This is a genomic window from Gilliamella sp. B3367, from assembly GCF_026536825.1.
In the GTDB taxonomy this organism is placed as follows: Bacteria; Pseudomonadota; Gammaproteobacteria; order Enterobacterales; family Orbaceae; genus Gilliamella; species Gilliamella apicola_E.
Genome location: NZ_JAFNNJ010000003.1, coordinates 230,797 through 254,861, shown reverse-complemented (window position 1 = coordinate 254,861; position 24,065 = coordinate 230,797). Strand labels below are relative to the sequence as shown.

21 protein-coding genes are annotated in these 24,065 nt (G+C 37.1%); 10 read left to right on the top strand and 11 right to left on the bottom strand.

Annotated features, from left to right (window positions below; translation table 11 throughout):
* Window positions 1–139 precede the first annotated feature (139 nt).
* Together J3U23_RS07085 and sohB are read right to left on the bottom strand one after the other, a co-directional pair.
* On the bottom strand, window positions 140–1,474 hold the full coding sequence (locus J3U23_RS07085) for a hypothetical protein (RefSeq protein ID WP_267330510.1): 1,335 nt from the start codon (window positions 1,472–1,474) through the stop codon (window positions 140–142).
* Between the two features lie 596 nt (window positions 1,475–2,070).
* On the bottom strand, window positions 2,071–3,114 hold the full coding sequence (gene sohB, locus J3U23_RS07080; RefSeq protein WP_267338875.1) for a protease SohB: 1,044 nt from the start codon (window positions 3,112–3,114) through the stop codon (window positions 2,071–2,073).
* Between the two features lie 151 nt (window positions 3,115–3,265).
* On the opposite strand from sohB, the gene J3U23_RS07075 reads away from it, so the two are divergent.
* Both J3U23_RS07075 and J3U23_RS07070 read left to right on the top strand, forming a co-directional pair.
* The gene (locus J3U23_RS07075) at window positions 3,266–4,966 is read left to right on the top strand and encodes a formate--tetrahydrofolate ligase (RefSeq protein WP_220225742.1); all 1,701 of its coding nucleotides are present in this window, start codon (window positions 3,266–3,268) and stop codon (window positions 4,964–4,966) included.
* A 13-nt stretch (window positions 4,967–4,979) separates the two neighbouring features.
* Complete coding sequence (locus tag J3U23_RS07070; protein ID WP_267338874.1) at window positions 4,980–5,366, top strand: RnfABCDGE type electron transport complex subunit B; 387 nt, start codon at window positions 4,980–4,982, stop codon at window positions 5,364–5,366.
* A gap of 39 nt (window positions 5,367–5,405) precedes the next feature.
* Here the strand turns inward: J3U23_RS07070 and typA are convergent, their stop codons facing one another.
* Together typA and hemG are read right to left on the bottom strand one after the other, a co-directional pair.
* Entirely contained in the window at window positions 5,406–7,229 is a 1,824-nt protein-coding gene (typA, locus tag J3U23_RS07065; protein WP_065563548.1) for a ribosome-dependent GTPase TypA, read from the bottom strand.
* Window positions 7,230–7,383: 154 nt separating this feature from the next.
* Window positions 7,384–7,920, bottom strand: coding sequence for a menaquinone-dependent protoporphyrinogen IX dehydrogenase (gene hemG / locus J3U23_RS07060; RefSeq protein ID WP_081299578.1), 537 nt, complete (start codon window positions 7,918–7,920; stop codon window positions 7,384–7,386).
* 153 nt (window positions 7,921–8,073) lie between these two features.
* On the opposite strand from hemG, the gene glmU reads away from it, so the two are divergent.
* Both glmU and glmS read left to right on the top strand, forming a co-directional pair.
* Window positions 8,074–9,450 carry a bifunctional UDP-N-acetylglucosamine diphosphorylase/glucosamine-1-phosphate N-acetyltransferase GlmU gene (glmU, locus tag J3U23_RS07055; protein WP_416379890.1) on the top strand — a complete coding sequence of 459 codons (1,377 nt, stop codon included), beginning with the start codon at window positions 8,074–8,076 and terminating at the stop codon, window positions 9,448–9,450.
* 3 nt (window positions 9,451–9,453) lie between these two features.
* Complete coding sequence (gene glmS / locus J3U23_RS07050) at window positions 9,454–11,286, top strand: glutamine--fructose-6-phosphate transaminase (isomerizing) (protein ID WP_267330499.1); 1,833 nt, start codon at window positions 9,454–9,456, stop codon at window positions 11,284–11,286.
* A gap of 512 nt (window positions 11,287–11,798) precedes the next feature.
* On the opposite strand, the gene J3U23_RS07045 is transcribed toward glmS, so the two are convergent.
* Window positions 11,799–12,443 (bottom strand): DUF7424 family protein, encoded by a 645-nt coding sequence (locus J3U23_RS07045; RefSeq protein WP_267338873.1) that lies wholly within the window; start codon window positions 12,441–12,443, stop codon window positions 11,799–11,801.
* A 322-nt stretch (window positions 12,444–12,765) separates the two neighbouring features.
* The gene (locus J3U23_RS07040) at window positions 12,766–12,921 is read right to left on the bottom strand and encodes a hypothetical protein (protein ID WP_267338872.1); all 156 of its coding nucleotides are present in this window, start codon (window positions 12,919–12,921) and stop codon (window positions 12,766–12,768) included.
* Window positions 12,922–13,074: 153 nt separating this feature from the next.
* Here J3U23_RS07040 and J3U23_RS07035 point away from each other — a divergent pair, with 153 nt between their 5' ends.
* The 4 genes from J3U23_RS07035 to rlmKL all read left to right on the top strand — a co-directional run bounded on the left by J3U23_RS07035 (window position 13,075) and on the right by rlmKL (window position 19,066).
* Window positions 13,075–14,958 (top strand): PTS mannitol transporter subunit IICBA, encoded by a 1,884-nt coding sequence (locus J3U23_RS07035; RefSeq protein WP_267338871.1) that lies wholly within the window; start codon window positions 13,075–13,077, stop codon window positions 14,956–14,958.
* A 65-nt stretch (window positions 14,959–15,023) separates the two neighbouring features.
* Window positions 15,024–16,184, top strand: coding sequence for a mannitol-1-phosphate 5-dehydrogenase (locus tag J3U23_RS07030; RefSeq protein WP_065734634.1), 1,161 nt, complete (start codon window positions 15,024–15,026; stop codon window positions 16,182–16,184).
* Between the two features lie 6 nt (window positions 16,185–16,190).
* Window positions 16,191–16,733 carry an MltR family transcriptional regulator gene (locus J3U23_RS07025; RefSeq protein ID WP_220225735.1) on the top strand — a complete coding sequence of 181 codons (543 nt, stop codon included), beginning with the start codon at window positions 16,191–16,193 and terminating at the stop codon, window positions 16,731–16,733.
* Between the two features lie 212 nt (window positions 16,734–16,945).
* Window positions 16,946–19,066, top strand: coding sequence for a bifunctional 23S rRNA (guanine(2069)-N(7))-methyltransferase RlmK/23S rRNA (guanine(2445)-N(2))-methyltransferase RlmL (gene rlmKL / locus J3U23_RS07020; protein WP_267338870.1), 2,121 nt, complete (start codon window positions 16,946–16,948; stop codon window positions 19,064–19,066).
* A gap of 329 nt (window positions 19,067–19,395) precedes the next feature.
* Here the strand turns inward: rlmKL and J3U23_RS07015 are convergent, their stop codons facing one another.
* Window positions 19,396–19,824, bottom strand: a complete 429-nt coding sequence (locus J3U23_RS07015) for a universal stress protein (protein WP_065734636.1) — start codon at window positions 19,822–19,824, stop codon at window positions 19,396–19,398.
* A gap of 138 nt (window positions 19,825–19,962) precedes the next feature.
* On the opposite strand from J3U23_RS07015, the gene J3U23_RS07010 reads away from it, so the two are divergent.
* Window positions 19,963–20,373, top strand: coding sequence for a GNAT family N-acetyltransferase (locus tag J3U23_RS07010; protein WP_267338869.1), 411 nt, complete (start codon window positions 19,963–19,965; stop codon window positions 20,371–20,373).
* Window positions 20,370–20,951 (top strand): Maf family protein, encoded by a 582-nt coding sequence (locus tag J3U23_RS07005; protein ID WP_065734637.1) that lies wholly within the window; start codon window positions 20,370–20,372, stop codon window positions 20,949–20,951. The genes J3U23_RS07010 and J3U23_RS07005 overlap by 4 nt, the downstream gene beginning before the upstream one ends.
* 24 nt (window positions 20,952–20,975) lie before the next feature.
* On the opposite strand, the gene J3U23_RS07000 is transcribed toward J3U23_RS07005, so the two are convergent.
* The 4 genes from J3U23_RS07000 to J3U23_RS06985 all read right to left on the bottom strand — a co-directional run bounded on the left by J3U23_RS07000 (window position 20,976) and on the right by J3U23_RS06985 (window position 24,056).
* Complete coding sequence (locus J3U23_RS07000) at window positions 20,976–21,641, bottom strand: ABC transporter ATP-binding protein (RefSeq protein ID WP_065563561.1); 666 nt, start codon at window positions 21,639–21,641, stop codon at window positions 20,976–20,978.
* Window positions 21,641–22,846, bottom strand: a complete 1,206-nt coding sequence (locus J3U23_RS06995; protein ID WP_267338868.1) for an ABC transporter permease — start codon at window positions 22,844–22,846, stop codon at window positions 21,641–21,643. Before J3U23_RS06995 ends, J3U23_RS07000 begins: the two co-directional genes overlap by 1 nt.
* Before the next feature lie 62 nt (window positions 22,847–22,908).
* Window positions 22,909–23,376 (bottom strand): DUF4418 family protein, encoded by a 468-nt coding sequence (locus J3U23_RS06990; protein WP_267338867.1) that lies wholly within the window; start codon window positions 23,374–23,376, stop codon window positions 22,909–22,911.
* Between the two features lie 20 nt (window positions 23,377–23,396).
* Complete coding sequence (locus J3U23_RS06985; protein WP_267338866.1) at window positions 23,397–24,056, bottom strand: ABC transporter ATP-binding protein; 660 nt, start codon at window positions 24,054–24,056, stop codon at window positions 23,397–23,399.
* Window positions 24,057–24,065 lie beyond the last annotated feature (9 nt).

The window sequence follows — 24,065 nt, the reverse complement described above, 5'->3', positions numbered from 1 at the left end:
AAAACCCCGCTCCTCAACTTTTTTTGCAATAAAAAACTCAAAAAACCGCCCCAATTGAGGCGGATGGTTTAAGTTTCGACACCATAAGTTACTAGAAAAATATAAGCTATTTTACTATCTCTCCCTCAAAAAATAAGAATTAAGGGGTGAGATCTGAAACACAAACCCCGTTGTAGAAGGTTGCAGGATCTACCCAATGAATAAGTCCGTGGTCGGCGTGCGCGTAAAAGTAATACTTATAATCACCACCATGGGTGTACATGTCATTAGTCCAATAATACAAATTAAAGTTAGTATTCGCGTAATATAACAGAAAGCCCCACTCGGTAATAAGACCTGCCCCAATGTTACGTTGGTAATGATTACCCGGTGATGGAGGTGTAGCGGTAATCAATTGGTCATTTGATGGATAAACCGCATTGGTTAAATCCCTTACATTAGGAAGGTGATAACCTATATTTGTACACCAAGATAATTGGTTGTCGTGATTTCCGATAACGTTCCCACGATTGACAAACCACTGCTTTAATTCAAATCCATATTTAACGACAGCGTTACCACTACTGTCACGACCGACTATCTCGAATGTCTGGGGTAAAGATGGTTTAGCTACTTTTTCCGGATTACTAGAATTCCACTGTTCTAAGGTTGCAGCAGGGCCCGTTAATGTAACGCGGACACTAGTATTTGTTGAATTGGTCATCGTCGCAGTAATTCCACTATGAGAAACCGGATCCCACGTTAATGCCTGATCATTATTGCTAATATCTAAATCAAAGTACAAACCATTAGCGCCAGTAGTCGGGAAATTTAAACCATAAGATGATGGCGTCGCGGTTTGAGTTAGAAAGCCTTTACCATAATTCCAGACAGTTTCGGGGCCTACATAGGGAGGTGCGGTATACGCTAGATTATTCGGTTTAGCAAAACAAATCGCTGGTGATTCTTTAGGCTTAAAATAATAGGTAACACTACCTGCTCCGAACTTAATGCTATTAGGAACGCCATAACGAGTGGTCAATGTGCCTTCAGTATTAGTTAATGTCGCTTTATAAGGCGCTTTACAATACATCGGTACAGTATTTCGTGATACAGTTTGATTGTTTTTATCAACAATAGACAAGCTTATACTGCCAGTAGCAGTGACTTCACTATCTCCATCATCATCGCCCCAATAATTATATGGTGCAGCGACAATGGTGTTTAAATCAACGGTATTACTATCAACTGGCACCAACATGCTAATATCAGCAAAACTTTCATCAATAGTTGGTAATTCGATAGGATTGGTTGCACTAGAATTATTATTTGATGGCGAGTATTGTTGACCATTAGAAAGATGGATCCCGAGCAAACCTTCGGTATCCGTTACTCGTGTATTACCACCGTCGAACGTAAAATAAGGCACTTCACCGTGAATAAAATTAGATGTTGTGGATGTTAACGCTGTACTAGTAAATGAAAACGCTAACAATATACTAGGTACTAAAGGTAATAAGATCTGTCGGGATGATATTGATCTATGTGATGATCGCGAAAAATTTTGCGTAATTTTATAGATCTTGGTGAAAAAATAGACTTTAGTGAAAAATGAAAAATAAGAGCTTAACTTTGACGAATTTAACTTATAGGTTGGCCAAGTTGCCTGTTGCCTGTTGCCTGTTGAAAATTATAGTGCATATTACTTAATCCTGTCAACTAAATTTATGATTTATTTACTCTTTATGTTTTTACTTAAATTTGGATCGCTTATATAAAACGGTGTAAAAGTATAGTGACTGAAAAAATACGATGCAACAATTTTTCACTTAAGATCGTTAATCTTTGTAAAGAAAAACATCTAAAAAAACAAAAATAACCGAGCAGATGCGGTTTAATTTAAAAACAGTTCATTTACAATTCTTAAAGGATCACATTTTTAAGATAAATTGTTTTGTATTAGAAATTAGACTTTTTAGTAATTTTGAGATTTTTAGATCAAATTTTAGGGTTAAAAAACCCCGCTCCTCAACTTTTTTTTGAGGAATCGGGGTTTTAAAGATGTAAAATAGTGATTTTAGGTTAAACCTTTTACAGTCCGTTTCCTTGTCTAAAAAATAACTTTTCCATGCCTTTCACGACATTTTTGGAGAGTTTTTCGGACAGTTTTTGTTTGCGTTGATAGTTAACGGCAATGATTTTATGCGTTTCTAGGTGCGATAAGATAAAATCATCACTGGTGCTAATTTCGTCAACCAGCCCCATTTCTTTGGCTTGAGTAGCAAACCAGTGTTCGCCTGTTGCAACCTGATCTATATCGATATTTGGTCGATATTCTTTTACAAAGTCTTTAAATAATAGATGCGTTTGTTCAAGTTCTTGTTTGAATTTTTGGCGACCTTCGTCCGTGTTTTCACCAAACATAGTTAGGGTTCGTTTGTATTCTCCTGCCGTTTGTAATTCAATATCGACATCATGTTTTTTTAGCAATCGGTTGAAGTTAGGAATTTGGGCAACAACACCAATTGAACCCACAATTGCAAATGGCGCTGCGACAATTTTGCTAGCAGTACAGGCCATCATATAACCGCCACTGGCTGCAACTTTGTCAACTACAGCAGTAAATGGAATGTTACGCGTTCTAAATCGTAATAGTTGTGAGGCAGCAAGGCCATATCCATGCACTACTCCACCAGGACTTTCAAGTTTTACGACAACTTGATCATCTGGTTTAATGATAGCTAGTACAGCAGTGATTTCTTGACGCAGTTCTTCAACTTCATGTGCATCCATACTGCCGTTAAACGATAAGACAAATAATTTAGGCTTTGCATCTGATGATTTAGCATTATCATCTTTCTTTTTAGCCGCTTGTTTAGCTTGTTTCTTTTCAAGTTTTTTTTGTTTTTTGAGATCTTTTGTAAACTGTTTAGCTTCGATTTCATCCATGCTCGACGTTAGCATGTCATCTTTGACTTGTTCATATTCTTCGCTAATATCTTTGACAGATAAACGTCCAGCAATTGTTGATGATTTTCGGCGTTGACTTAAAATAAAAATTAATACCGCTAAAATAGCAATAACCACCGTTGCTGTTTCAGCCAAGAAGAGAGAATACTGCGAAAACCAGTTCATTTAATCATTATCCTTTAGTTGAAAATTTTCGCTATTATAACAAGATAATTAGAGATTGTGCCGAAAATCAATAAAGATTAAATTGTTGCTTTATTCGGCATTTTAAATTCTTTATACTGACAGCCTAATTTATTGTTATACGAGAATGAAAATGCCACTACGCCCAATAACTGAAATCGCTAAACAATGTCAGATCCCTGAACAATACGTGCTTCCTTACGGTAAATATGTTGCCAAAATTGATTTATCAATCCTTAATGCAAAGGAAAATCGCGCTAATGGTAAATTAGTCTTAGTTACCGCTATTACACCAACACCACTCGGTGAGGGTAAAACCGTCAATACCATTGGTCTAAGTGAAGGCCTTAATTATTTAGGTAAATCAGCTATCGCTTGTATTCGTCAACCAAGCTTAGGACCTGTTTTTGGCGTAAAAGGCGGTGCAGCCGGTGGTGGGCAAGCAGAAGTTTTGCCGATGGAGACGCTAAATCTTCATCTTACTGGTGATATTCATGCAATAACTGCAGCACATGATTTAGCATCTGCCGCGTTGGATTCTCGTCTTTATCATGAAGATCGTCTTGGCGATGAGTTTACCGCACAAACCGGTTTACCTCGTTTAAATATTGATGTTAATCGCATTGTATGGAAACGGGTTATCGATCACAATGATCGTGCTCTGCGTAATATCACTGTCGGTGTTGGTGGCGGTGTGAATGGTGTTGAACGCCGTGACGGATTTGAGATTACGGCAGCGTCTGAGCTAATGGCAATTTTGGCTTTGGCTTCTGATTTACATGATATGCGTGCGCGTATTGGTCGTATTATTTTGGCCTATAATACGCAAGGCGAGCCAATCACAGCTGAACAGCTCGAAGTTGCAGGCGCGATGACAGTACTTCTTAAAAATGCGATTAATCCTAACTTGATGCAAACCGTTGAGAATACGCCTGTACTAATCCATGCTGGACCATTTGCTAATATTGCTCATGGTAATTCATCAGTTATCGCTGATCGCATTGCAATGAATTTAGCCGATTATGTGATAACCGAAGCTGGTTTTGGTTCTGACATGGGTATGGAGAAATTCTTTAATATTAAATATCGTCAAGCTGGCATTAAGGCTTCTTGCGTGGTTTTAGTGGCAACGGTTCGTAGCTTAAAATCCAATAGTGGTAAATATAATATCAAACCAGGACAAGCTATCCCTAAAGAGATTTCAGAATCAAATGTGGAGTTACTTGAAATTGGTGCGGCCAATTTAGCTTGGCATATTAAGAATGCCAAGAGCTATGGTTTACAAGTGATTGTTGCGATCAATCGATTCCCACATGATAGTGAAGAAGAGTTGGCGTTTTTACAAAAATATGCCGTTGAACATGGTGCTTTTGCTTGCGAAGTAAGCGAAGTGTTCACTCAAGGTGGTAAAGGTGCTGAAAAACTTGCTAAACATGTTATTGAGGCATGTGATATGCCAAGCGAAATCAAATTACCTTATCCTGACAGTATGTCATTGATGGATAAGATCCAAACCATGGTTAAAAAGTACGGCGCCAATAAAGCGAACTTGTCTGAAACCGCGCTTAAAAATATTAAAGAGATTGAAGCGTTAAAACTTGATCACTTACCACTTTGTATTGCCAAGACGCCGATGTCGATTAGCGCTGATGCTAATTTAAAGAATGTACCAACTGACTTTGATGTTGATATCAGCCATTTAGCCATTTCAGCCGGTGCTGGTTTTATTCGAGTTTATGCTGGTAATGTGATGACAATGCCAGGGCTTGGCACGAATCCAGCTTATCGACATATTGATATTGACAAAGATGGTAATATTGTTGGTTTAAGTTAATTTAAATTTTATTATGCAATATAAAGCCTTTATTGATGAAGAAAATTGTATTGGTTGTGGTAAATGTATCCGTGTTTGCCCTACTGATGCTATTGTTGGTAGTAAACAGGTGTTACATACGGTATTACCGCAATTTTGCACTGCGTGTAGTAATTGTATTAATACCTGTCCAACTGATTGTATTACCTTAAGCACTCTTGGCGTTGAATTAAGTGAGCAAGAAGAGTTGCTGTTAACTGAGAAGAAACAACAACGCTTAAATCGTAATCAATTGGTTCCGCCGACTATTTTATTTCCTAAGTCGATGCCAGCAAGCAGTGCGACTACTCAGAAAGATCGTAAACAATCGATTGCCGATGCTATTGCTCGCGTTAGAGCCAAAAAAAACCTCGCTAATTAGCGAGGTTTTGTTGTTTGATTATTTAAATCATAATTCACATTATTCTTTATTACTTCTAAATGCACGTTTACGATCGTTTTCAGTTAGATGACGTTTACGTAGACGAACAGATAATGGTGTTACTTCAACTAATTCATCATCATCAATAAATTCTAACGCTTGTTCTAACGACATTTTTACTGGTGGTGATAAGGTCGTCGCTTCATCAGTACCTGATGCTCGCATGTTAGTTAATTTTTTACCCGTTAAGCAGTTAACGGTTAAATCATTTGAGCGAGTATGGATACCAATAATTTGCCCTTCATAAACTTCAGCACCATGACCAAGGAATAATTTACCACGATCTTGCAAGCTATAAAGCGCATAAGCCAAAGCTTTACCAGTACCGTTTGAAATCATTACCCCATTATTACGTTGGCCGATTTCACCCGGACGCACATCATCGTAATGGCTAAATGTTGAGTAAAGTAAACCAGTACCTGATGTCATGGTCATAAATTCAGTTCTAAATCCAATAAGACCACGGCTAGGAATCACATAATCTAGACGTACACGTCCTTTACCATCAGGTAACATATTGGTCAAATCACCTTTACGTAAACCTAAGGCTTCCATCACTGAACCTTGGTGTTGTTCTTCGATATCTAAAGTAACTTGTTCGAAAGGCTCTTGTTTTTTGCCATCGATTTCTCTGTAGATAACTTTAGGACGAGATACCCCAAGTTCATAACCTTCACGACGCATATTTTCAATAAGAACAGATAAGTGCAATTCACCACGACCAGAAACTTTGAATGCATCTGGATCTGGGGTTTCTTCAACACGAAGAGCCACGTTATGTACAAGTTCTTTATTTAAACGTTCAAGAATTTGACGAGAAGTTACATATTTACCTTCTTTACCTGCAAATGGTGAACTATTTACATTAAAGAACATGGTAACGGTTGGTTCATCAACGCTTAGTGCTGGCAGAGCTTCAACACAGCTGTTATCACAAATTGTGTCAGAAATACCAAGTTCACCTAATCCAGTGATAGCAATGATATCCCCTGCTTCTGCAACTTCAGCTTCATAACGTTGTAAGCCTAGGTGACCTAATACTTGTCCGACTTTGCCAGTACGTTTGTTACCTTCGCTATCGACAATAGTAACTTGTTGATTTGGTTTAACGCGACCGCGTTTAATACGACCAATCCCAATAACACCAACATAATTGTTGTAATCAAGTTGAGAAATTTGCATTTGGAATGGACCATCTAAATCAACTTTAGGTGGTTCTACATGTTCAACAATTGCTTCAAATAGTGGTGTCATGTCTTGTGCCATATCTTCATGATCAAGACCTGCAATCCCCATTAAAGCTGATGCATAAACGATTGGGAAATCAAGTTGTTCATCAGTTGCACCAAGGTTAACGAATAAGTCGAATACTTGATCCACAACCCAATCTGGGCGCGCACCCGGACGGTCAACTTTATTAATAACCACAATTGGTTTTAAACCATGAGCGAATGCTTTTTGAGTCACAAAACGTGTTTGTGGCATTGGTCCGTCCATTGCATCAACAAGCAGTAGTACAGAGTCAACCATTGACATTACACGTTCAACTTCACCACCAAAATCGGCATGGCCTGGAGTATCAACGATATTAATTCGGTAACCATTCCAATCGATAGCCGTATTTTTAGCTAAAATAGTAATACCACGCTCTTTTTCAAGCGCATTTGAGTCCATTATTCTTTCATTGTCATCACCACGCAAATTATCAAGCGTGCCTGATTGTTTTAATAGTTTATCAACCAAGGTTGTTTTACCATGGTCAACGTGAGCAATAATGGCTATATTTCTTAAATTTTCAATCACAATTAAAATCCCAGTTAGGAGACAGATTCTTTAGGCGCAATATTGTACACCTTTTTAGTAAAAAAGTTGATCTATATCACAAAGTTTCTTCAAAACAACTTTAAGACTTGATATTTAACGAAAATAGTGACTTATTTTATCAAGATAACTAAGATTAATTATCAATAAGTTCCACAAATTGCTCGGCAAATTCATCCACTTTTGTCCAATTTGTGTACTCTATTACTTCTTTTGTCACATCTGTATCACCCTTACCTAACCACATAATAAATCGAATCATATTACGATCAAACCAGTTATATTTAGGATAATAAAGCGCACCAGCAAATACCGCTTTGATAGTCGGTTGCCAGGCAATTTTGGCAAGGAATTTTTTAGTATATAAGTTAGTTTCAGGTGTATTTTTATTTGGTTTTCTAGCCACCACATTTACCCCAAAAAAACCAGTTTTTAACGCATTTAATTGCTGATAATTGGCATCAATAAACTTCTTCATGGTTTTACTGTAAAAACCATATCGAATTGAACAACCAATTAATACGGCTTTGTAGTTACCAAGATCAATCTTGGTATCGGGCAATAACTCAATCAAATCACAATCACATTTACCCTCAAGATGTGTTTTTATTCGTTGCATAATTTTAAGGGTTTGCTTTTCGTGAGTGGTGTAAAGCAATAAGACCTTGGTAATGCTATTCATAACAATGCTTCCTTTTATTAAAACACTTGGTAAATTTCAATAATTCTTTTTTTAGGATAAAAATTAACAATTACGGGATGATTTCGTGGAAAACTTTGATTATAGTATTAGCCTTATTTAACCAGACCGGAACTGATTATGGCAATTTCACCTCCAAAACGTAGTGCAATTATTTTGGCGGCAGGAAAAGGCACACGGATGTATTCCAACCTACCTAAAGTTTTACATAAAATCGGCGGTAAGCCGATGTTACAACATGTTATTGATACAGTTCAACAACTTAATACTGATCGCATCAATATTGTTTATGGTCATGGCAAAAGCGAGTTAGAAAAATCGTTACAAGATCAACCTGTGCAACTTGTTTATCAAGCAGAACAGTTGGGTACAGGACATGCTGTTCAACAAGCTATTCCCTTTATTGAAGATGATGAAGATATCTTGATTTTATATGGTGATACACCTCTTATCTCAATTGAAACTTTGCAGAATTTAATTGCCAGTAAACCACATGAAGGCATTGCCTTATTGACAGTGATTTTAGATGATCCTACTGGCTATGGGCGAATCGAACGCAAAGACGGTAAAGTGGTAGCGATCGTTGAACAAAAAGATGCCAATGTTGAACAACAAAAAATCAACGAAATTAATACCGGTATTATGCTGGTTACCGGCAAGTTACTTAAAAAGTGGCTATCTCGCTTAACTAATAATAATGCGCAAAAAGAGTATTATTTGACCGATATTATTGCCTTTGCCCACCAAGATGGTTACGACATTTTAACGTCTCACCCAGTTAAAAAATTCGAAGTTGAAGGCGTCAATAATCGCTTGCAACTTGCAACTTTAGAACGGCATTATCAACAGCATCAAGCTGAGCAACTTTTACTTGCCGGTGTCACGTTGCTTGACCCTGCGCGTTTTGATTTACGTGGTAAATTGACTCATGGCAAGGATGTCACTATTGATACAAATGTGATTATTCAAGGTGATGTTACATTGGGAAACAATGTCGTTATCGGTTCAGGTTGTATTTTAAAAAACTGCACCATCGCTGATGATAGCGTAATTAGCCCTTTCTCAGTAATTGAAGATTCAATCATTGCCAAACACTGTACTATCGGACCTTTTGCTCGAATAAGACCTGGTAGCCAACTGGATGATCATGCCCATGTTGGTAACTTTGTCGAATTGAAAAAAGCTCATCTTGGTCATGCTACCAAAGCAGGACATTTAAGTTATTTAGGTGATAGCGAAATTGGCTGTAACGTCAACATTGGTGCAGGCACAATTACTTGTAACTATGATGGTGCGAACAAATTTAAAACCGTGATCGAGGATGATGTATTTGTGGGTTCCGATACTCAACTAATTGCACCAGTTAAAATTGGCAAAGGTGCAACCATTGCAGCTGGAACAACGGTAACCAATGATGTCAATGACAATGAGCTTGTGGTTAGCCGGGTAAAACAGAAACAACTTGCAGGTTGGAAAAGACCAACTAAATTGAAAGAGGAATAAACAATGTGTGGTATTGTGGGCGCGATCGCCAAACGTGATGTGGCAGAAATATTATTAGAAGGTTTAAAACGATTAGAATATCGTGGTTATGATTCTGCTGGGCTTGCTATTATCTCTCCAACCGGTGAATTACAGCGAGTAAGACGTGTCGGAAAAGTAAAAGCGCTTAAAGATGCGGTAGATGAGCATCCAATCAAAGGTTCAACTGGGATTGCTCACACTCGTTGGGCGACGCACGGCGAACCAGTCGAACACAATGCACACCCTCATGTATCGGGTTTTATTGCCGTTGTGCACAATGGTATTATTGAAAATTTTGAGCCTCTGCGTGAAACACTCATCGCAAAAGGATATCAATTCCGTTCAGAAACCGATACCGAAGTTATTGCCCACTTAATTCACGATATTATCTCAACCGAAGATTGCTCACTTTTTGAAGCAGTACAAAAAGCAATCCCACAATTACGAGGTGCTTATGGCACCGTTGTAATGGATACGCGTAATCCCGATATTCTTGTCGCGGCACGTTCAGGTAGTCCACTAGTGATTGGTTGTGGCGTTGGTGAAAACTTTATTGCTTCAGATCAATTAGCTTTATTACCGGTTACTCGTCAATTTATCTTCTTAGAAGAGGGTGATATTGCACTAATCACCCACCGCACTGTGAATATTTTTGATAAAAACCATCAAGAAGTTAACCGTCCATGCATCGAATCTGATGCGAAATATGACGCAGGCAGTAAAGCTGGCTTTAATCACTACATGCAAAAAGAGATTTACGAACAACCTAATGCTATAAAAAATACCCTTGAAGGACGAATGGCTCATGGCAAAGTGGATTTATCTGAACTTGGCGATGATGCGGAAAATATTCTTAAGCAAGTTGAACATGTGCAAATTGTTGCTTGTGGTACCGCCTATAATGCCGGAATGGTTGCTCGTTATTGGTTTGAGGCATTAGCTGGTATTCCTTGTGATGTGGAGATCGCTTCGGAATTTCGCTATCGAAAACCCGCTCGACGTAAAAACAGTTTATTCATCACCCTATCACAATCAGGTGAAACGGCAGATACGCTTGCAGCATTACGCTTAGCAAAAGAGAATAATTACTTAAGCACTCTTGCCGTTTGTAATGTGGCTGCCTCGACCTTAGTTCGTGAAGCTGATTTGGTGTTACTAACCAAAGCTGGCGTTGAAATTGGCGTTGCTTCAACTAAAGCCTTTACCACGCAATTAACCGTATTATTGCTTTTAGTTGCCAAATTAGGCCGACTTAATGACATGGCTGAAATCACTGAACAAGCGATCGTCCATGCCTTACAAACTTTGCCAAATCGCATTGAGCAAGTGTTAATGGCCGAGCCAGAAATCAAAAAACTTGCTGGACACTTTGTCGATAAACATCACGCCCTATTTTTAGGCCGTGGCGATGAATATCCAATCGCAATGGAAGCGTCATTAAAACTAAAAGAGATCTCCTACATTCATGCAGAAGCGTATGCCGCAGGTGAATTAAAACATGGTCCTTTAGCGCTTATCGATGCAGATATGCCAGTTATTGTTATGGCTCCGACCAATGACCTACTCGAAAAACTTAAAGCTAATATCGAAGAAGTTCGTGCCCGTGGTGGACAACTTTATGTATTTGCAGAGCAAGATGCAGGCTTTGTGAGTGATGACACAATGCATATCATCAACTTACCTCATATTGAAGAACTTACAGCGCCAATCTACTACACGGTACCAACCCAATTGCTTGCTTACCATGTAGCTTTAATCAAAGGCACAGACGTCGATCAGCCTCGTAATTTGGCAAAATCTGTGACTGTGGAGTAAAGTTCGTTGTATTAATGTGAGAAGTTAGTGGATGGTTTTGATATCATAATCAAAACCAATTTTCTCACATTAAATCAATTGCATATAGATAGAAACCACTATCTCAAGTTGTTAAAAAATATTTTAGCTCTAGTTAATAAAGGATGGTTTTCAAGTAAATTGGCAAATCATCTGAATTTATTTAGAATGGTTATACACCGAATATTTTCACATCTGCCCGAATTTATTTTATCTGTGTAATAAAACCCAATGTATTTCGATAAAAAATATATCTGATTTTATTATAGTTTATTTTGCAAATTTGTATGCAACATGGACAGTTGTTACTTATTGATAGACTATTTAAAGGATGTTTTACAAAATAATAATTACAAAAATACCTATATATTTTAAAAGCAAATGAAGATTTATTTTTGTAATAATATTGATAACGCCTAGCTAATTATAATCTATTTAAAAAGGCATCAATTAAGATGCCTTCTCATTTAACTAAAGTTACTTAGACTTAAACCTTACTGAGTTTCGCCCTTCTTTTTATAATCTTCATAAATAAACGTTATGTTATTTTTTAAAAGAAAATCAACGGAAACATTTGATAATCGAAATGTATTATTTCCTTTTTGAAGTACATATTGGTTAAGAAGAACAGGATTTTCATCAATATATACTCCATTTGCAGTAATATTTCGTTCATTACCAGAATCATTGTTAAGATTTATTTTAATATCGAAGTCTAACTTTCCTACTGGCGATTTTTTCATATTATTCATTTTATTACTTAATTCTTTTGAAACAAGTACAATCATTCCATCACCCCAGTTACCATTAGTGATTTGAATATCACCAGAAGGTTGTTTACCACCCACAACAACAGGAATTTTAAATAAAGCTTTTGAATCAAATTTTTCTTTGTAACACTCGACATATTCTGCATTTGGAAATATTTCTGTAATTTTTTGTTTTGCTTCAATTAAAGAAGAAGATTCTTTTCTAGAATCTTGATAATCACCACAAGCAGTAACTTCTAAAGTAAGATCTGATTTAATTATTTTAGGTGTTTCGCTACTCAGGTCACTTAAATTAACACTTGGTGATAACTCTACTTTACAAGCGGATAACAAAACACAACAAGACAATAATACTAATAATTTTTTCATTATTTTCCTCTCATAATTATTGCTTTATCGGTTCAATATCAAATATTGAATCTTTTACAATAATCGAATAAATTGACATTTACGATCATAATAACGTATTTTTAATCGCTCACAAACGATTTAATTTCATTTTTGCAATAAAAAATATAGCGTTTTTAGGCTTTCCTTTGAATATTTCTAAAATAATTTTCCTGGTGTAACTGAATAATATTTATTTCTTTACATTTAATAATGTTCATCCTCAACATCATTTAAATAAATAGAAAAAAACTTTTCTTATATCTTTTTAGAGATAAAAAACGTTATAAAATATGATACCCCCCTAACACAACATGTCCCCCATATGAAACAGATACATGCTGATTCCATTTTCTTCTGTGCTATGCATTTCAGATGCAATGAGTGCTAATATTGCTGAAAGGAATATAGCACTGATTAAATCACTATCAAATCCCTCTATTTTTATTCTATCCGACAATAAAACGTGATCCAGATCACAAAACCTAAAAATACCCCACTTTTAACAGTGTGATGTATGTCACATTTTTTGATTATTTTGGATGAATCGTGTAACTAAATGCTTCTACAATAACAGCATAATGATTATATCAATCAATAAGGAAAGATTTGTATGAGTACATCAAACATTAAACTTAAAGTCCAAAATTTTGGGCGATTTCTGAGTAATATGGTGATGCCCAATATCGGCGCATTTATTGCTTGGGGCTTTATTACTGCAATTTTTTTATATAATGCTAACGATCCATCTGCTGGAGGATGGTTCCCAAATGAAGGCGTATCAACTGCTTTTATTGGACCAATGATCACTTATCTACTTCCATTATTAATTGGTTATACTGGTGGTAAATTGGTTTACGGTGATCGTGGTGGTGTAGTTGGTGCGGTCACCACAATTGGGGTAATTGTTGGCGTATCGATTCCAATGTTTTTAGGCGCAATGATCTCTGGACCTTTAGGTGGATGGTGCATTAAACAGTTCGATAAATTCATTGATGGTAAAATCAAAAGTGGCTTTGAAATGTTAGTTAATAACTTTTCAGCTGGCATTATTGGTATGATTCTTGCGCTTATCGCTTATTTTGGAATCGGTCCAGCTGTTGCTTCGTTAACTAATGTACTTATTGTTGCAGTACAATTCATGGTTGATCATGGTTTATTACCACTTACTTCAATTTTGGTTGAACCTGCAAAAATACTCTTCCTTAACAACGCTATCAATCATGGTGTATTTACTTCACTAGGTGTAACACAAGTAGCAGAAACAGGTAAGTCAATCTTCTTCTTGATTGAAGCGAACCCTGGTCCAGGTTTAGGTTTATTACTTGCTTATATGTTCTTTGGTAAAGGTGCGGCAAAAGGATCTGCTAGCGGTGCTGCAATTATTCACTTCTTTGGTGGTATCCATGAAATTTACTTTCCTTATGTTTTAATGAATCCTCGACTAATCATTGCTGTAATTTTAGGTGGCATGACAGGTGTATTTACTTTAACTTTATTTAATGCAGGTTTAACAGCACCAGCATCACCAGGATCTATTTTTGCGGTAATGAGTATGGCAAAAGGTTCATATTTAGGTGTAACGTTATCTGTGCTTGCAGCAACTACAGTATCATTTATTGTGTCGGCTATTTTATTAAAAACAACAAAAGATAATGGCAAAAGTTTAGACGAAGCCATGTCTGATGTCACTGCAATGAAAAGCGAAGCCAAAGGAGTAAGCGAAAATAGTAAACTTGATCTTGCTAAAGTGAAAAAAATCATCGTTGCTTGTGATGCAGGTATGGGCTCAAGTGCTATGGGTGCGGGTGTTTTACGTAAAAAAGCAGAAGATGCTCATTTAGATATCAGTGTTACCAATTTAGCAATTAATAACTTGCCAACTGATGCGGATATCATCATCACACATAAAGATTTAACCGCACGAGCAAAACAATATGCACCAAACGCTTATCATATTTCATTAACTAACTTTTTAGATAGTGATTTATATACTCAGTTAGTGAATGATTTAGTCAAAGCAAAAGGTGGTCAACAAGTTGTACAACCAACACCTACCCACCAACCGCTGTTTAAGTTGAATGCAAAAAATGTCTTTTTAGGTTTAACGGCGCAAACTAAAGAAGAAGCCATCCGTTTTGCAGGCCAAAAACTAGTCGAAAATGGTTACGTAAAAACAGCTTATATTGATGCCATGTTAGAACGTGAACGATTAACATCCACCTATTTAGGCGAATCGATTGCTGTACCTCACGGCACAATTGAATCTAAAGATGATGTGATTAATACAGGTATCGTATTTTGCCAATATCCAGCAGGTGTACAGTTTGGCGAAGAAGAGCAAGATAAAGCAAAAATCGTAATTGGAATTGCTGCTCGTAACAATGAACATCTTGATGTTATCGCCAAGTTAACCAATGCACTTGATGACGAAAAGATTATTGCAAAACTGACTACCACTAATGATATTGAAGAAGTCCTAGCAATATTAAGCTAACTTTCCTACGAAGGTAGGAAGTGTTTTAACAGATTAAAAATGATTCAAAATTAAGGATTATTATTATGCAAGCATTACATTTTGGCGCCGGCAATATTGGTCGTGGTTTTATTGGTAAATTATTATCTGATGCCGGTGTCCACGTCACTTTTGCAGATGTTAATCAACAAGTTATTGATGAACTTGCTAGCCGTCATCAATATCCAGTCAATGTGGTTGGTGAGCAATCGGTTACCGAAACGGTGAAGAATGTTGATGCCATCAACAGTACTTCACCTAAAGTCGCTGATTACATCGCGAAAGTTGATCTAGTTACCACTGCGGTCGGTCCTCAAATTTTAGCACGCATTGCGCAAAGTGTGGCACAAGGCATTATTGCTCGACATGCTCAAGGTAATAACGCTCCACTCAATATTATTGCTTGTGAAAACATGGTACGTGGCACAAGCCAGTTCAAACAGGAAATCGTAAAGTATCTACCAGAAAATCTTCACCAATGGGTTAATGAGCATATTGGTTTTGTTGATTCTGCGGTTGACCGCATTGTGCCACCTGCAACTTCTAAAACAGGTGATATTTTAGAGGTGACGGTTGAAACATTCTCTGAATGGATTGTCGATAAAACTCAATTTATTGGCACAATCCCTCAAATCAAAGGTATGGAGCCCGTTGATAACCTAATGGCCTTTGTGGAGCGTAAACTATTTACCTTAAATACCGGACATGCTATTACAGCCTATCTCGGTTTTTATAACAATATTGCAACCATTCGGGATGCGATTTTAAACGATAAAATTCGTAAAATTGTACGTGGAGCCATGGAAGAAAGTGGACAAGTACTGATCAAACGCTATGATTTTGATCCAGCCAAACATCAAGCCTATATTGAAAAAATCCTAACTCGATTTGAGAATCCTTATCTACATGATGATACCGCACGAGTAGGACGTCAACCAATACGCAAACTAGGTCCTGGCGATCGTTTGATCAAACCATTACTTGGCACATTTGAATATAAACTTAGCAATCAAAATCTGCTTATCGGTATTGCAGCTGCACTTAACTATCGTAATGATGACGACGAACAAGCAATCGAACTGGCAAATCAAATTGCTAACAAGGGTTTAAAACAAGCATTTTGCGATATTTCTGGTATTGAAAGTGATAATCCAGTTGTTAGCCAAATCGAACAACTTTATACTGCTATGCAAAATCATCAATTTTAAGTGACAATGCAAACATTAGCAGAAGACACCATCCTCGAAAAACTCAATCAGCAAGCGGATATACACAGCTTGCTAAAGGTTGCGATCAATTTGATTAATGACAGTGTCAATCAATTGATTTTAAAGGTTTTTCGTAAAGAGCCTCATGCTATCAAGTTTGTTATTCCATCATTGGTGGGCAAGAATGGCCCACTTAATGATACCTCTGTCTGTTTGAAATTACTTTATGCACTAGGCATCATCACGCGTGAAGATTATGAAGATATTGAATTGTTAATGGCAATTTTAGATGAGCTAGAACAAGACGATAAAAATTACACCTATCTGGATGACGAAATCCTAGGTCCAATCAGCTTACTGCACGACATGATCCTTCCCCCTAACTCTCCATTAAATAACCCGCAAGAGAACGGTATTGTCGATACCTTAAAATCATCCATTTACCAAAACCGTTATCAACAAATGATTCGCTCAGCGTTGATCATCGCCATTACAGATTTAACCTTACGTATCGTAAATAAACAGAAAATTGATTATTTCCCTGAGTAATATTAATTTATAAAGATGAATTTTAAGTATTAATATAAAAAGGATGTTAAGTAGATAGTCAAAAATTGGGCGATTTTTAAGCTCAAAAACCCCGCTCCTCAACTTTTTTTGATTGCTTTTTGGTTAGATTGGCTGTTGTTTAGGGCAATCATTTCCCACTCTGGTAATTAGTCGGTATAATGCCTGCAATTTTATTGTTAAGTGGATTATGCATGAAAACGCTATTTGCCAGCACATCACGCGGGCTTGAAGAGTTATTAAAAAAAGAGTTAGAAAATATTGGGGCGAATCATTGTCGGGTGGCGCAGGGTGGTGTCTATTTTGATGCTAATGAGTCAACTATGTACCAATCGTTATTGTGGTCTCGTTTAGCCTCTCGTATTTTATTGCCAATTGCCGAGTTTGACATCTATAGTGATTTAGATCTTTATTCATGTGTGATGAATATCAAATGGACCGATATCTTCGCGGTAGATAACTCATTTGTTATCAACTTTGTTGGTGTTAATGACTTTATTCGTAACAGTCAATATGGCGCGCTAAAGATCAAAGATGCCATTGTTGATCACTTTATGCGACAAACCAATCAGCGCCCAAATGTTGCAAAGCAAAATCCTGATGTTCGTTTACATGCTTATCTTAGCAAAAATCGAGTTACACTATCATTAGATCTGAGCGGTGAAAGCTTACATCAACGTGGTTATCGCCAACAAACAGGGCAAGCACCGTTAAAAGAGAGTCTAGCCGCAGCTATTATTCTCCGTTCTGGCTGGCGGTTTGATGAACCACTTATCGATCCAATGTGTGGTTCAGGAACGTTACTGATTGAAGCTGCGATGATGGCGTCTCATATCCCACCAGGGCTGCTACGCAAACAATGGGGATTTTTTGCTTGGAAAGAATTTAACCCGACACTTTGGAATGACTTACTGTTTAGCGCTAAGCATAATGTAAAAAAAACTAACACGATTTTTATCGGTTATGATAATAACCCTACAGTACTGGAGCGAGCCAAACAAAATGCGATCCAAGCAGGAGTTGGTGATTTAATTACGTTTGCATTGCAGGATGTGACACAATTAACCAATCCACTTGATCACCATATACATGGCATGATCATCAGTAACCCGCCTTACGGAGAACGATTAGAAAGTGAGCCAGCATTAATTGCCTTACACTCAGCACTCGGTCGCCAAATTAAACAACAATTTGGTGGGTGGAGATTATCGTTATTTAGTGGCGCGCCACAACTTTTAGATTGTTTACAAATGCGTGCTGACAAACAATTTAAAGCCAAAAATGGCCCTTTAGATTGTCTACAAAAAAATTATTCGATTGCGGATCGTCAAGTGGATCAGGCGGTCATATCAACAAATTTACCAGCTGCCGACTTTGCCAATCGTTTACGTAAAAATTGTCAAAAATTGGAAAAATGGGCCAACCAAGAACAACTTGAATGTTACCGTCTTTATGATGCTGATTTGCCGGAATATAATGTGGCTATCGATCGTTACAAAGATAAAATTGTGGTACAAGAATACGCTGCACCTAAAAATATTGATCCACAAAAAACGCGACAACGACTGTTTGATATTATTAATGCTACCATGTCGGTATTGAAATTAACCGCCGATCAATTGGTACTAAAAACCCGTGAAAAGCAAAAGGGAAAACAGCAATATCAAAAACTTGGGCAAAAACAGGATTATTTTTTAGTCCATGAATATCCAATTAATCACAAAAAAACGCAGTTTTGGGTTAATGTGGTGGATTATTTGGATACAGGTTTATTTTTAGATCACCGCTTAGCCAGAAAAATGATCGGACAAATGAGTGCAGGCAAAGACTTTCTAAATCTATTTGCCTACACGGGTAGTGCAACCGTCTACGCAGGTCTTGGTGGAGCAAAATCGACCACGACAGTTGATATGTCACGCACCTATTTAGAGTGGGCCGATCGTAATCTAAAACAAAATGGCTTAACCGGTAAAAATCATCGATTAATACAGGCTGACTGCTTGCTCTATTTATCTCAAGCTGATGAGCAGTTTGATTTAATTTTTATCGATCCTCCAACATTTTCCAACTCTAAACGGATGAACGATACGTTTGATGTTCAGCGCGATCATCTTAAATTAATGAGTAATTTAAAACGATTATTAAGACCAAACGGTGTAATTGTCTTTTCTAATAACAAACGAGGCTTCAAGATGGATGCCGACGGTATGCAAAAATTAAATCTGACGTTTCAAGACATCACCGACAAAACCTTATCGCTCGATTTCAGACGCAATAAACAGATCCACTGCTGTTTTCTTGTTAAACATCAATAATAAAATACCGCCGAAAGGCGGTATAATCTTAGCTTAGCTATGATGTTCAATTCTTTAGGAAAGCCCAACGAGAAATCATGACGGCATACCCCCTACCCCATCATTCCGTCTTCGCGTACACTAGATTATGCCATTAATTATCTCTAATTTATAAAAAGACAACCTTTTGCACAACAATCTTATTTGGAGTAAATAAATTCTTTATTATCGTTTCCAGCACTTACTTTTTGTGAATATATTGGAGCTTAAAAGCTTTTTTAAAATCAAAAAAGGTTGAGGATTTTGAGCAAAAACTGATGTCCTTTTGGAGGACATCAGAAAAATAAAAATTAACGTACTACTAGCACTGATGTTTGTGCACCTCTCACTACACCAGAAGCATTTGATCCAAGTAGATGTGTTGAGATATTTGGGCGTCTTGACCCTATGATAATTAGATCGGGCTCAATCTCTTCCGCTAGATGTAAGATCTCATCTCGTGGATTACCAAACGCGATTGAAAAAGATAAATTTTCTTTTGGTAAATTAATTGAGTCAATCAAGCGATGTAGCCATTGCTCTGTTTGTACTGTAGCTTGATCTTTAAACTCATCAAAACCAAATGAGTAAGCATTTACAATAGCCGATGCAACCGGTAAGGTATGAAAAAAGATAACTTGCGCATTGGATAACTTCGCTAAACACTCAACATGTGGGATCACTTTTTGAGTGAGTTCATCTTCAAGGACATCAATCGGAACTAATATTTTTTTGTACATACCGCCTCCTCATTTTAACTTATCTTTCTTAATTAATTTAAGATGGTGTTAATTTTAAATCAAATCTAATATTGTTATCCTAACGCTAATTTAAAATATTGAAATAACTTTTTTGCAAAATCATGATGGAGATCAACTATGGATAATATTATTTATCGCCATGACATCAAACCCAGTATAGAACAAGCGACATTATTATATTCTCGCTGCTCATTGGCGGAACGTCGACCAATAAGTGATAAACCTCGTTTTCAAGCAATGTTAGATAATGCTAATTTAGTCATTACCGCATGGCATGATCAGAAACTTGTCGGTATTGCCCGCTGTTTAACTGATTTTGTCTACATAACTTATTTAGCTGATTTAGCCGTTGATGAAGCTTATCAAAAATCAGGTATTGGTAAACAGTTGATAAAAGAGGTTCAAAATCACACCGACAATCAATGTGCAATTACTTTGCTTGCAGCACCTCAAGCAGTCGATTATTATGGTCATATTGGTTTTAATGCTCATCCTTCCGCATGGATTTTACAAGAACAGTTAAAATGAAAATTATCCTAGCATCAACATCACTATCACGTAAAAAAGTACTTGAAAAATTAGCTATTCCTTTCGATTGTGTGCCACCGATTTGTGATGAAACACCTCTACCAAATGAAAGTGCACAGCAGCTGGTGGTACGATTGGCTAATGCTAAAGCGCAGTCATTGGTGGCAAGCAATCCTGATAGTTTAATTATTGGTTCCGACCAAGTAGGTGTTTTAGATGGAAAGATTGTATGTAAACCACTTACTATTGAAAACGCCCAGCAACAATTAAAAAATAGCAGTGGTAAAGCGTTTTACTTTTATACTGGAATGACGGTCATTAATACTCACACAGGCCAATCGCAAACGATTTGTGAACCGTTTAAAGTCACCTTTCGTCAGTTAACTGATGCAGAAATTGACGCTTATATCGCTAAAGAGATGCCACTACAATGTGCTGGCAGTTTTAAATGTGATGAATTAGGGATTACTCTTTTCGATAAGCTTGAAGGCGATGATATAAATTCTTTAGTCGGATTACCGCTAATAAAGTTAAATAAAATTATGATTGATATGGGCTGTAATCCGCTGTTTTTATAATTGATGATAATGACAGCGCCGAATTTAATCGATTAACCGCCCCGCTGACATTTTTAATGTTTTTTGGCTGTAACTTGCTACATCATTATCATGAGTAACAATCAATAGTCCTGTGCCTTGTTGATGAATATCGGCTAATAATGCCATAATTTGTGTTGAACTTTCATCGTCAAGATCGCTGGTAGGTTCGTCGGCAATGACTATTTGTGGCTGGCAAATTAGTGCACGTAAAATAGCTATTCGACGCATTTCACCACCTGACATGTTGGCTGGATAAGCATCTTTTAAATAACTAATTTGGGCTTTTTCTAGCAATTCCATTGCAGAATTTAAGCTCGATTGGTTTTCACGTTTCGTTAAAGAAAACGGTAAGCGAATATTTTCCAGAGCAGTTAAATTAGGTAATAAACTGCTACCTTGTGGAATGTAACCAATATTTTGATTACGAAACGCCGATACTTGTTTGTCATCAAGATCGAATAAATTGGTGCCGTTAATCGTGATTTTACCTTGAGTAGGCGTTAACAACCCAGCAATCATATTAAGCAGCGTCGTTTTACCACTACCTGATTTACCCATAATGCTGATAAAGTCACTTTGTGCCATTGAAAAACTAACATTATTCACCGCTGAAAAGTGTTGTGATCCGCGCTTGTAATCTTTGCGAAGGTTTTTGATATCCAATAACATTATTCACCCTCTCTTAATGTTTGATAAGTATCAAACTTAGTTAATGATAATGCTGAATAAATACTAGACAGCGGACCAATAATTAATGTCAGCAAAAATACGATGAAGGCATAAATTAATCCATCGGTAATTGAAATATTCATACATGGCAAACCTATCGTTTGGCATATCAATAAGCTGAAGGCATAAATTAATACGCCAGCAACCACTATACCAGCAAGGCCACCTAAAGCACTAATGATAAGGGATTCTCGCAGTAACATTTTAACCAGATCACTGCGCGATGCACCCAAAATACGTAATAAGCTGATTTCGCGTTTTCGTTCATTAAGGGATGAGGAAAATATTACAAAGATCACAATAATCGCTAACACCCAAAATATTGCCGATAAGCTATAGACAATAGTTGAGAAGCCATTTAACCATTTAGATATATTACTTAACATACCTTTGGTCATCACAAAATCAATATTGTAATCGATAGCATATTTGGGCATGATTTGATTAACAATATCTTTAGACTGATAGTCAGGGTCGACTTTAACAAAAATCGATGACACATAGTTAGCAAAGTGGTCAGTATCGCCTTCAATTAAATTGGCTTCTTTCATAAGCGAATGAGCAGCAGGGATGGTCATAAAAACTGAGGTGTCAAAACCCATTCCTGTACTATCCATTTTAGCGGCAATTTTAAAGGGATGATTGAAAAATTTAATTTCATCACCTACATTTGAGGTAATTTTACTGCCTACCACGACCTGATCGTCTTGCAGTGGTTGTTCTAACTGTGTTTGTAGCCAAGGTTTGATCACAAAATCGCTTTGCTGATCAAAACCAATTAATTGAACTTTTGATGTGCAACAACCAGCACTTAACGAAGCAATGAATAGTTGTGGTGAGACCGCTTCGATTCCTTTGATATCTTTGATTTTATCAATTAAGTCAGCTTTTAGATAAAAGCTACTTGGTTCGCCTCTTAATAAGGCGACTTCAAGATTTTTTTCATAACCATAAGGCACAATAAGAATGTCCGCACCTAACCGATTAGCCATGCCTGAAATTCCTAAGCTTAGGTTTTTCATCAATACACTACCACCAAATAGCGTAGCGGAAAAAAGCATAATGATGATAATCAAGCAACAACTTCGAAATGGTCGTCGTTGGATATTTCGCCATGCTAAATTCGCTATAGTTATTTCTTGCATGTTGGAGTTCTCTATAATTGGTGTTAAGGCTGACTAATGCTTTTAATAGTTGCTAATAGTTACTAGCGATTAGCTTGTTTATTTAAATATATCACATTGATAATAGCAACAATCGCTAATACTACTGACAATAATATCAATGCTGGCTTAGCCCCCATATTGCAACGCATCATCTCATTACCGCATACACCAATTAAAATAGTTGGAATCGCAGCTGCTAAGACCGCAGTACAAGCTATAGCCATACTTAATCCCATACGTACAAATAACGAACGGCTAAGTAATACTAAGGCACCAAGGGCTATCACTAAACTACCAATACCTATTTCCGCCCTTGATGTCCAAAAACATTTCATGATTTTGCCACCAGCATTGTGCATGTGCCCATCCATTGGCGCAGAATGCATAGCATCGGCTGGCATAGATTGCACATCCGGTAGTGGGCAGACTGGTAAAATATAGAGCGGGAACAGAATAAGTAACGCTCCGATTAAGATAAATAGTACAGATGAAACAATGCGATTTTTCATAAATTTAGACCTTTTAATCATTAATTATTGATAATACTTGCTACTTTACCATGTTCAAGAACTACCGTTGTTTGCGCATGTTTTGATACTTCGGACGAATGCGTAACAACGATAATTGTACTTCCTTCTTCGTGAAGTTGATGTAGTAAGTTCATGACCATTGCTTCATTGCTTTCATCTAAATTACCAGTTGGCTCGTCAGCTAAAATCAGTTTTGGGTAATTAATTAATGCCCTAGCAATACAAACGCGTTGCTGTTCCCCACCCGATAATTGACGAGGTAAATGTTTGGCCCGCGCTGCAAGTCCCACACGTTCTAATGCTTGTAAGGCTTCCTTTTCATCTACCATACTGTGATAATATTGCGCCACCATTACGTTTTCTAATGCGGTTAGATAAGAGACAAGATGGAACTGTTGAAAGATTAAACCAATTTTATCACGCCGAATTTCCGTTAGTTGGGGTAATGAAAGTTGGGTAATATCTTGTCCATCTAGAATTACTGAACCCAGCGACGGTTTATCCATGCAACCAATAATATTCATTAACGTGGTTTTACCACTGCCTGAAGGTCCCATAATGGATAGCCATTTACCTTCTTCAACGGTTAAGTTAACTTCTGACAAGGCATGTAAAGAGCCATAGATCTTTGAAACATTATTAACTTCTAGCATATTCATACTTTACTA

Excerpts from the sequence above, each read along its gene's own strand:
- J3U23_RS06990 (WP_267338867.1), bottom strand. The coding sequence starts at position 23,376 with ATGAAAAATCGCATTGTTTCATCTGTACTATTTATCTTAATCGGAGCG.
- glmS (WP_267330499.1), top strand. The coding sequence starts at position 9,454 with ATGTGTGGTATTGTGGGCGCGATCGCCAAACGTGATGTGGCAGAAATA.
- sohB (WP_267338875.1), bottom strand. The coding sequence starts at position 3,114 with ATGAACTGGTTTTCGCAGTATTCTCTCTTCTTGGCTGAAACAGCAACG.
- J3U23_RS06995 (WP_267338868.1), bottom strand. The coding sequence starts at position 22,846 with ATGCAAGAAATAACTATAGCGAATTTAGCATGGCGAAATATCCAACGA.
- J3U23_RS07035 (WP_267338871.1), top strand. The coding sequence starts at position 13,075 with ATGAGTACATCAAACATTAAACTTAAAGTCCAAAATTTTGGGCGATTT.
- J3U23_RS07075 (WP_220225742.1), top strand. The coding sequence starts at position 3,266 with ATGCCACTACGCCCAATAACTGAAATCGCTAAACAATGTCAGATCCCT.
- J3U23_RS06985 (WP_267338866.1), bottom strand. The coding sequence starts at position 24,056 with ATGAATATGCTAGAAGTTAATAATGTTTCAAAGATCTATGGCTCTTTA.
- J3U23_RS07015 (WP_065734636.1), bottom strand. The coding sequence starts at position 19,824 with ATGTACAAAAAAATATTAGTTCCGATTGATGTCCTTGAAGATGAACTC.
- J3U23_RS07005 (WP_065734637.1), top strand. The coding sequence starts at position 20,370 with ATGAAAATTATCCTAGCATCAACATCACTATCACGTAAAAAAGTACTT.
- J3U23_RS07045 (WP_267338873.1), bottom strand. The coding sequence starts at position 12,443 with ATGAAAAAATTATTAGTATTATTGTCTTGTTGTGTTTTGTTATCCGCT.
- J3U23_RS07000 (WP_065563561.1), bottom strand. The coding sequence starts at position 21,641 with ATGTTATTGGATATCAAAAACCTTCGCAAAGATTACAAGCGCGGATCA.
- J3U23_RS07025 (WP_220225735.1), top strand. The coding sequence starts at position 16,191 with ATGCAAACATTAGCAGAAGACACCATCCTCGAAAAACTCAATCAGCAA.
- J3U23_RS07070 (WP_267338874.1), top strand. The coding sequence starts at position 4,980 with ATGCAATATAAAGCCTTTATTGATGAAGAAAATTGTATTGGTTGTGGT.
- J3U23_RS07010 (WP_267338869.1), top strand. The coding sequence starts at position 19,963 with ATGGATAATATTATTTATCGCCATGACATCAAACCCAGTATAGAACAA.
- J3U23_RS07030 (WP_065734634.1), top strand. The coding sequence starts at position 15,024 with ATGCAAGCATTACATTTTGGCGCCGGCAATATTGGTCGTGGTTTTATT.
- rlmKL (WP_267338870.1), top strand. The coding sequence starts at position 16,946 with ATGAAAACGCTATTTGCCAGCACATCACGCGGGCTTGAAGAGTTATTA.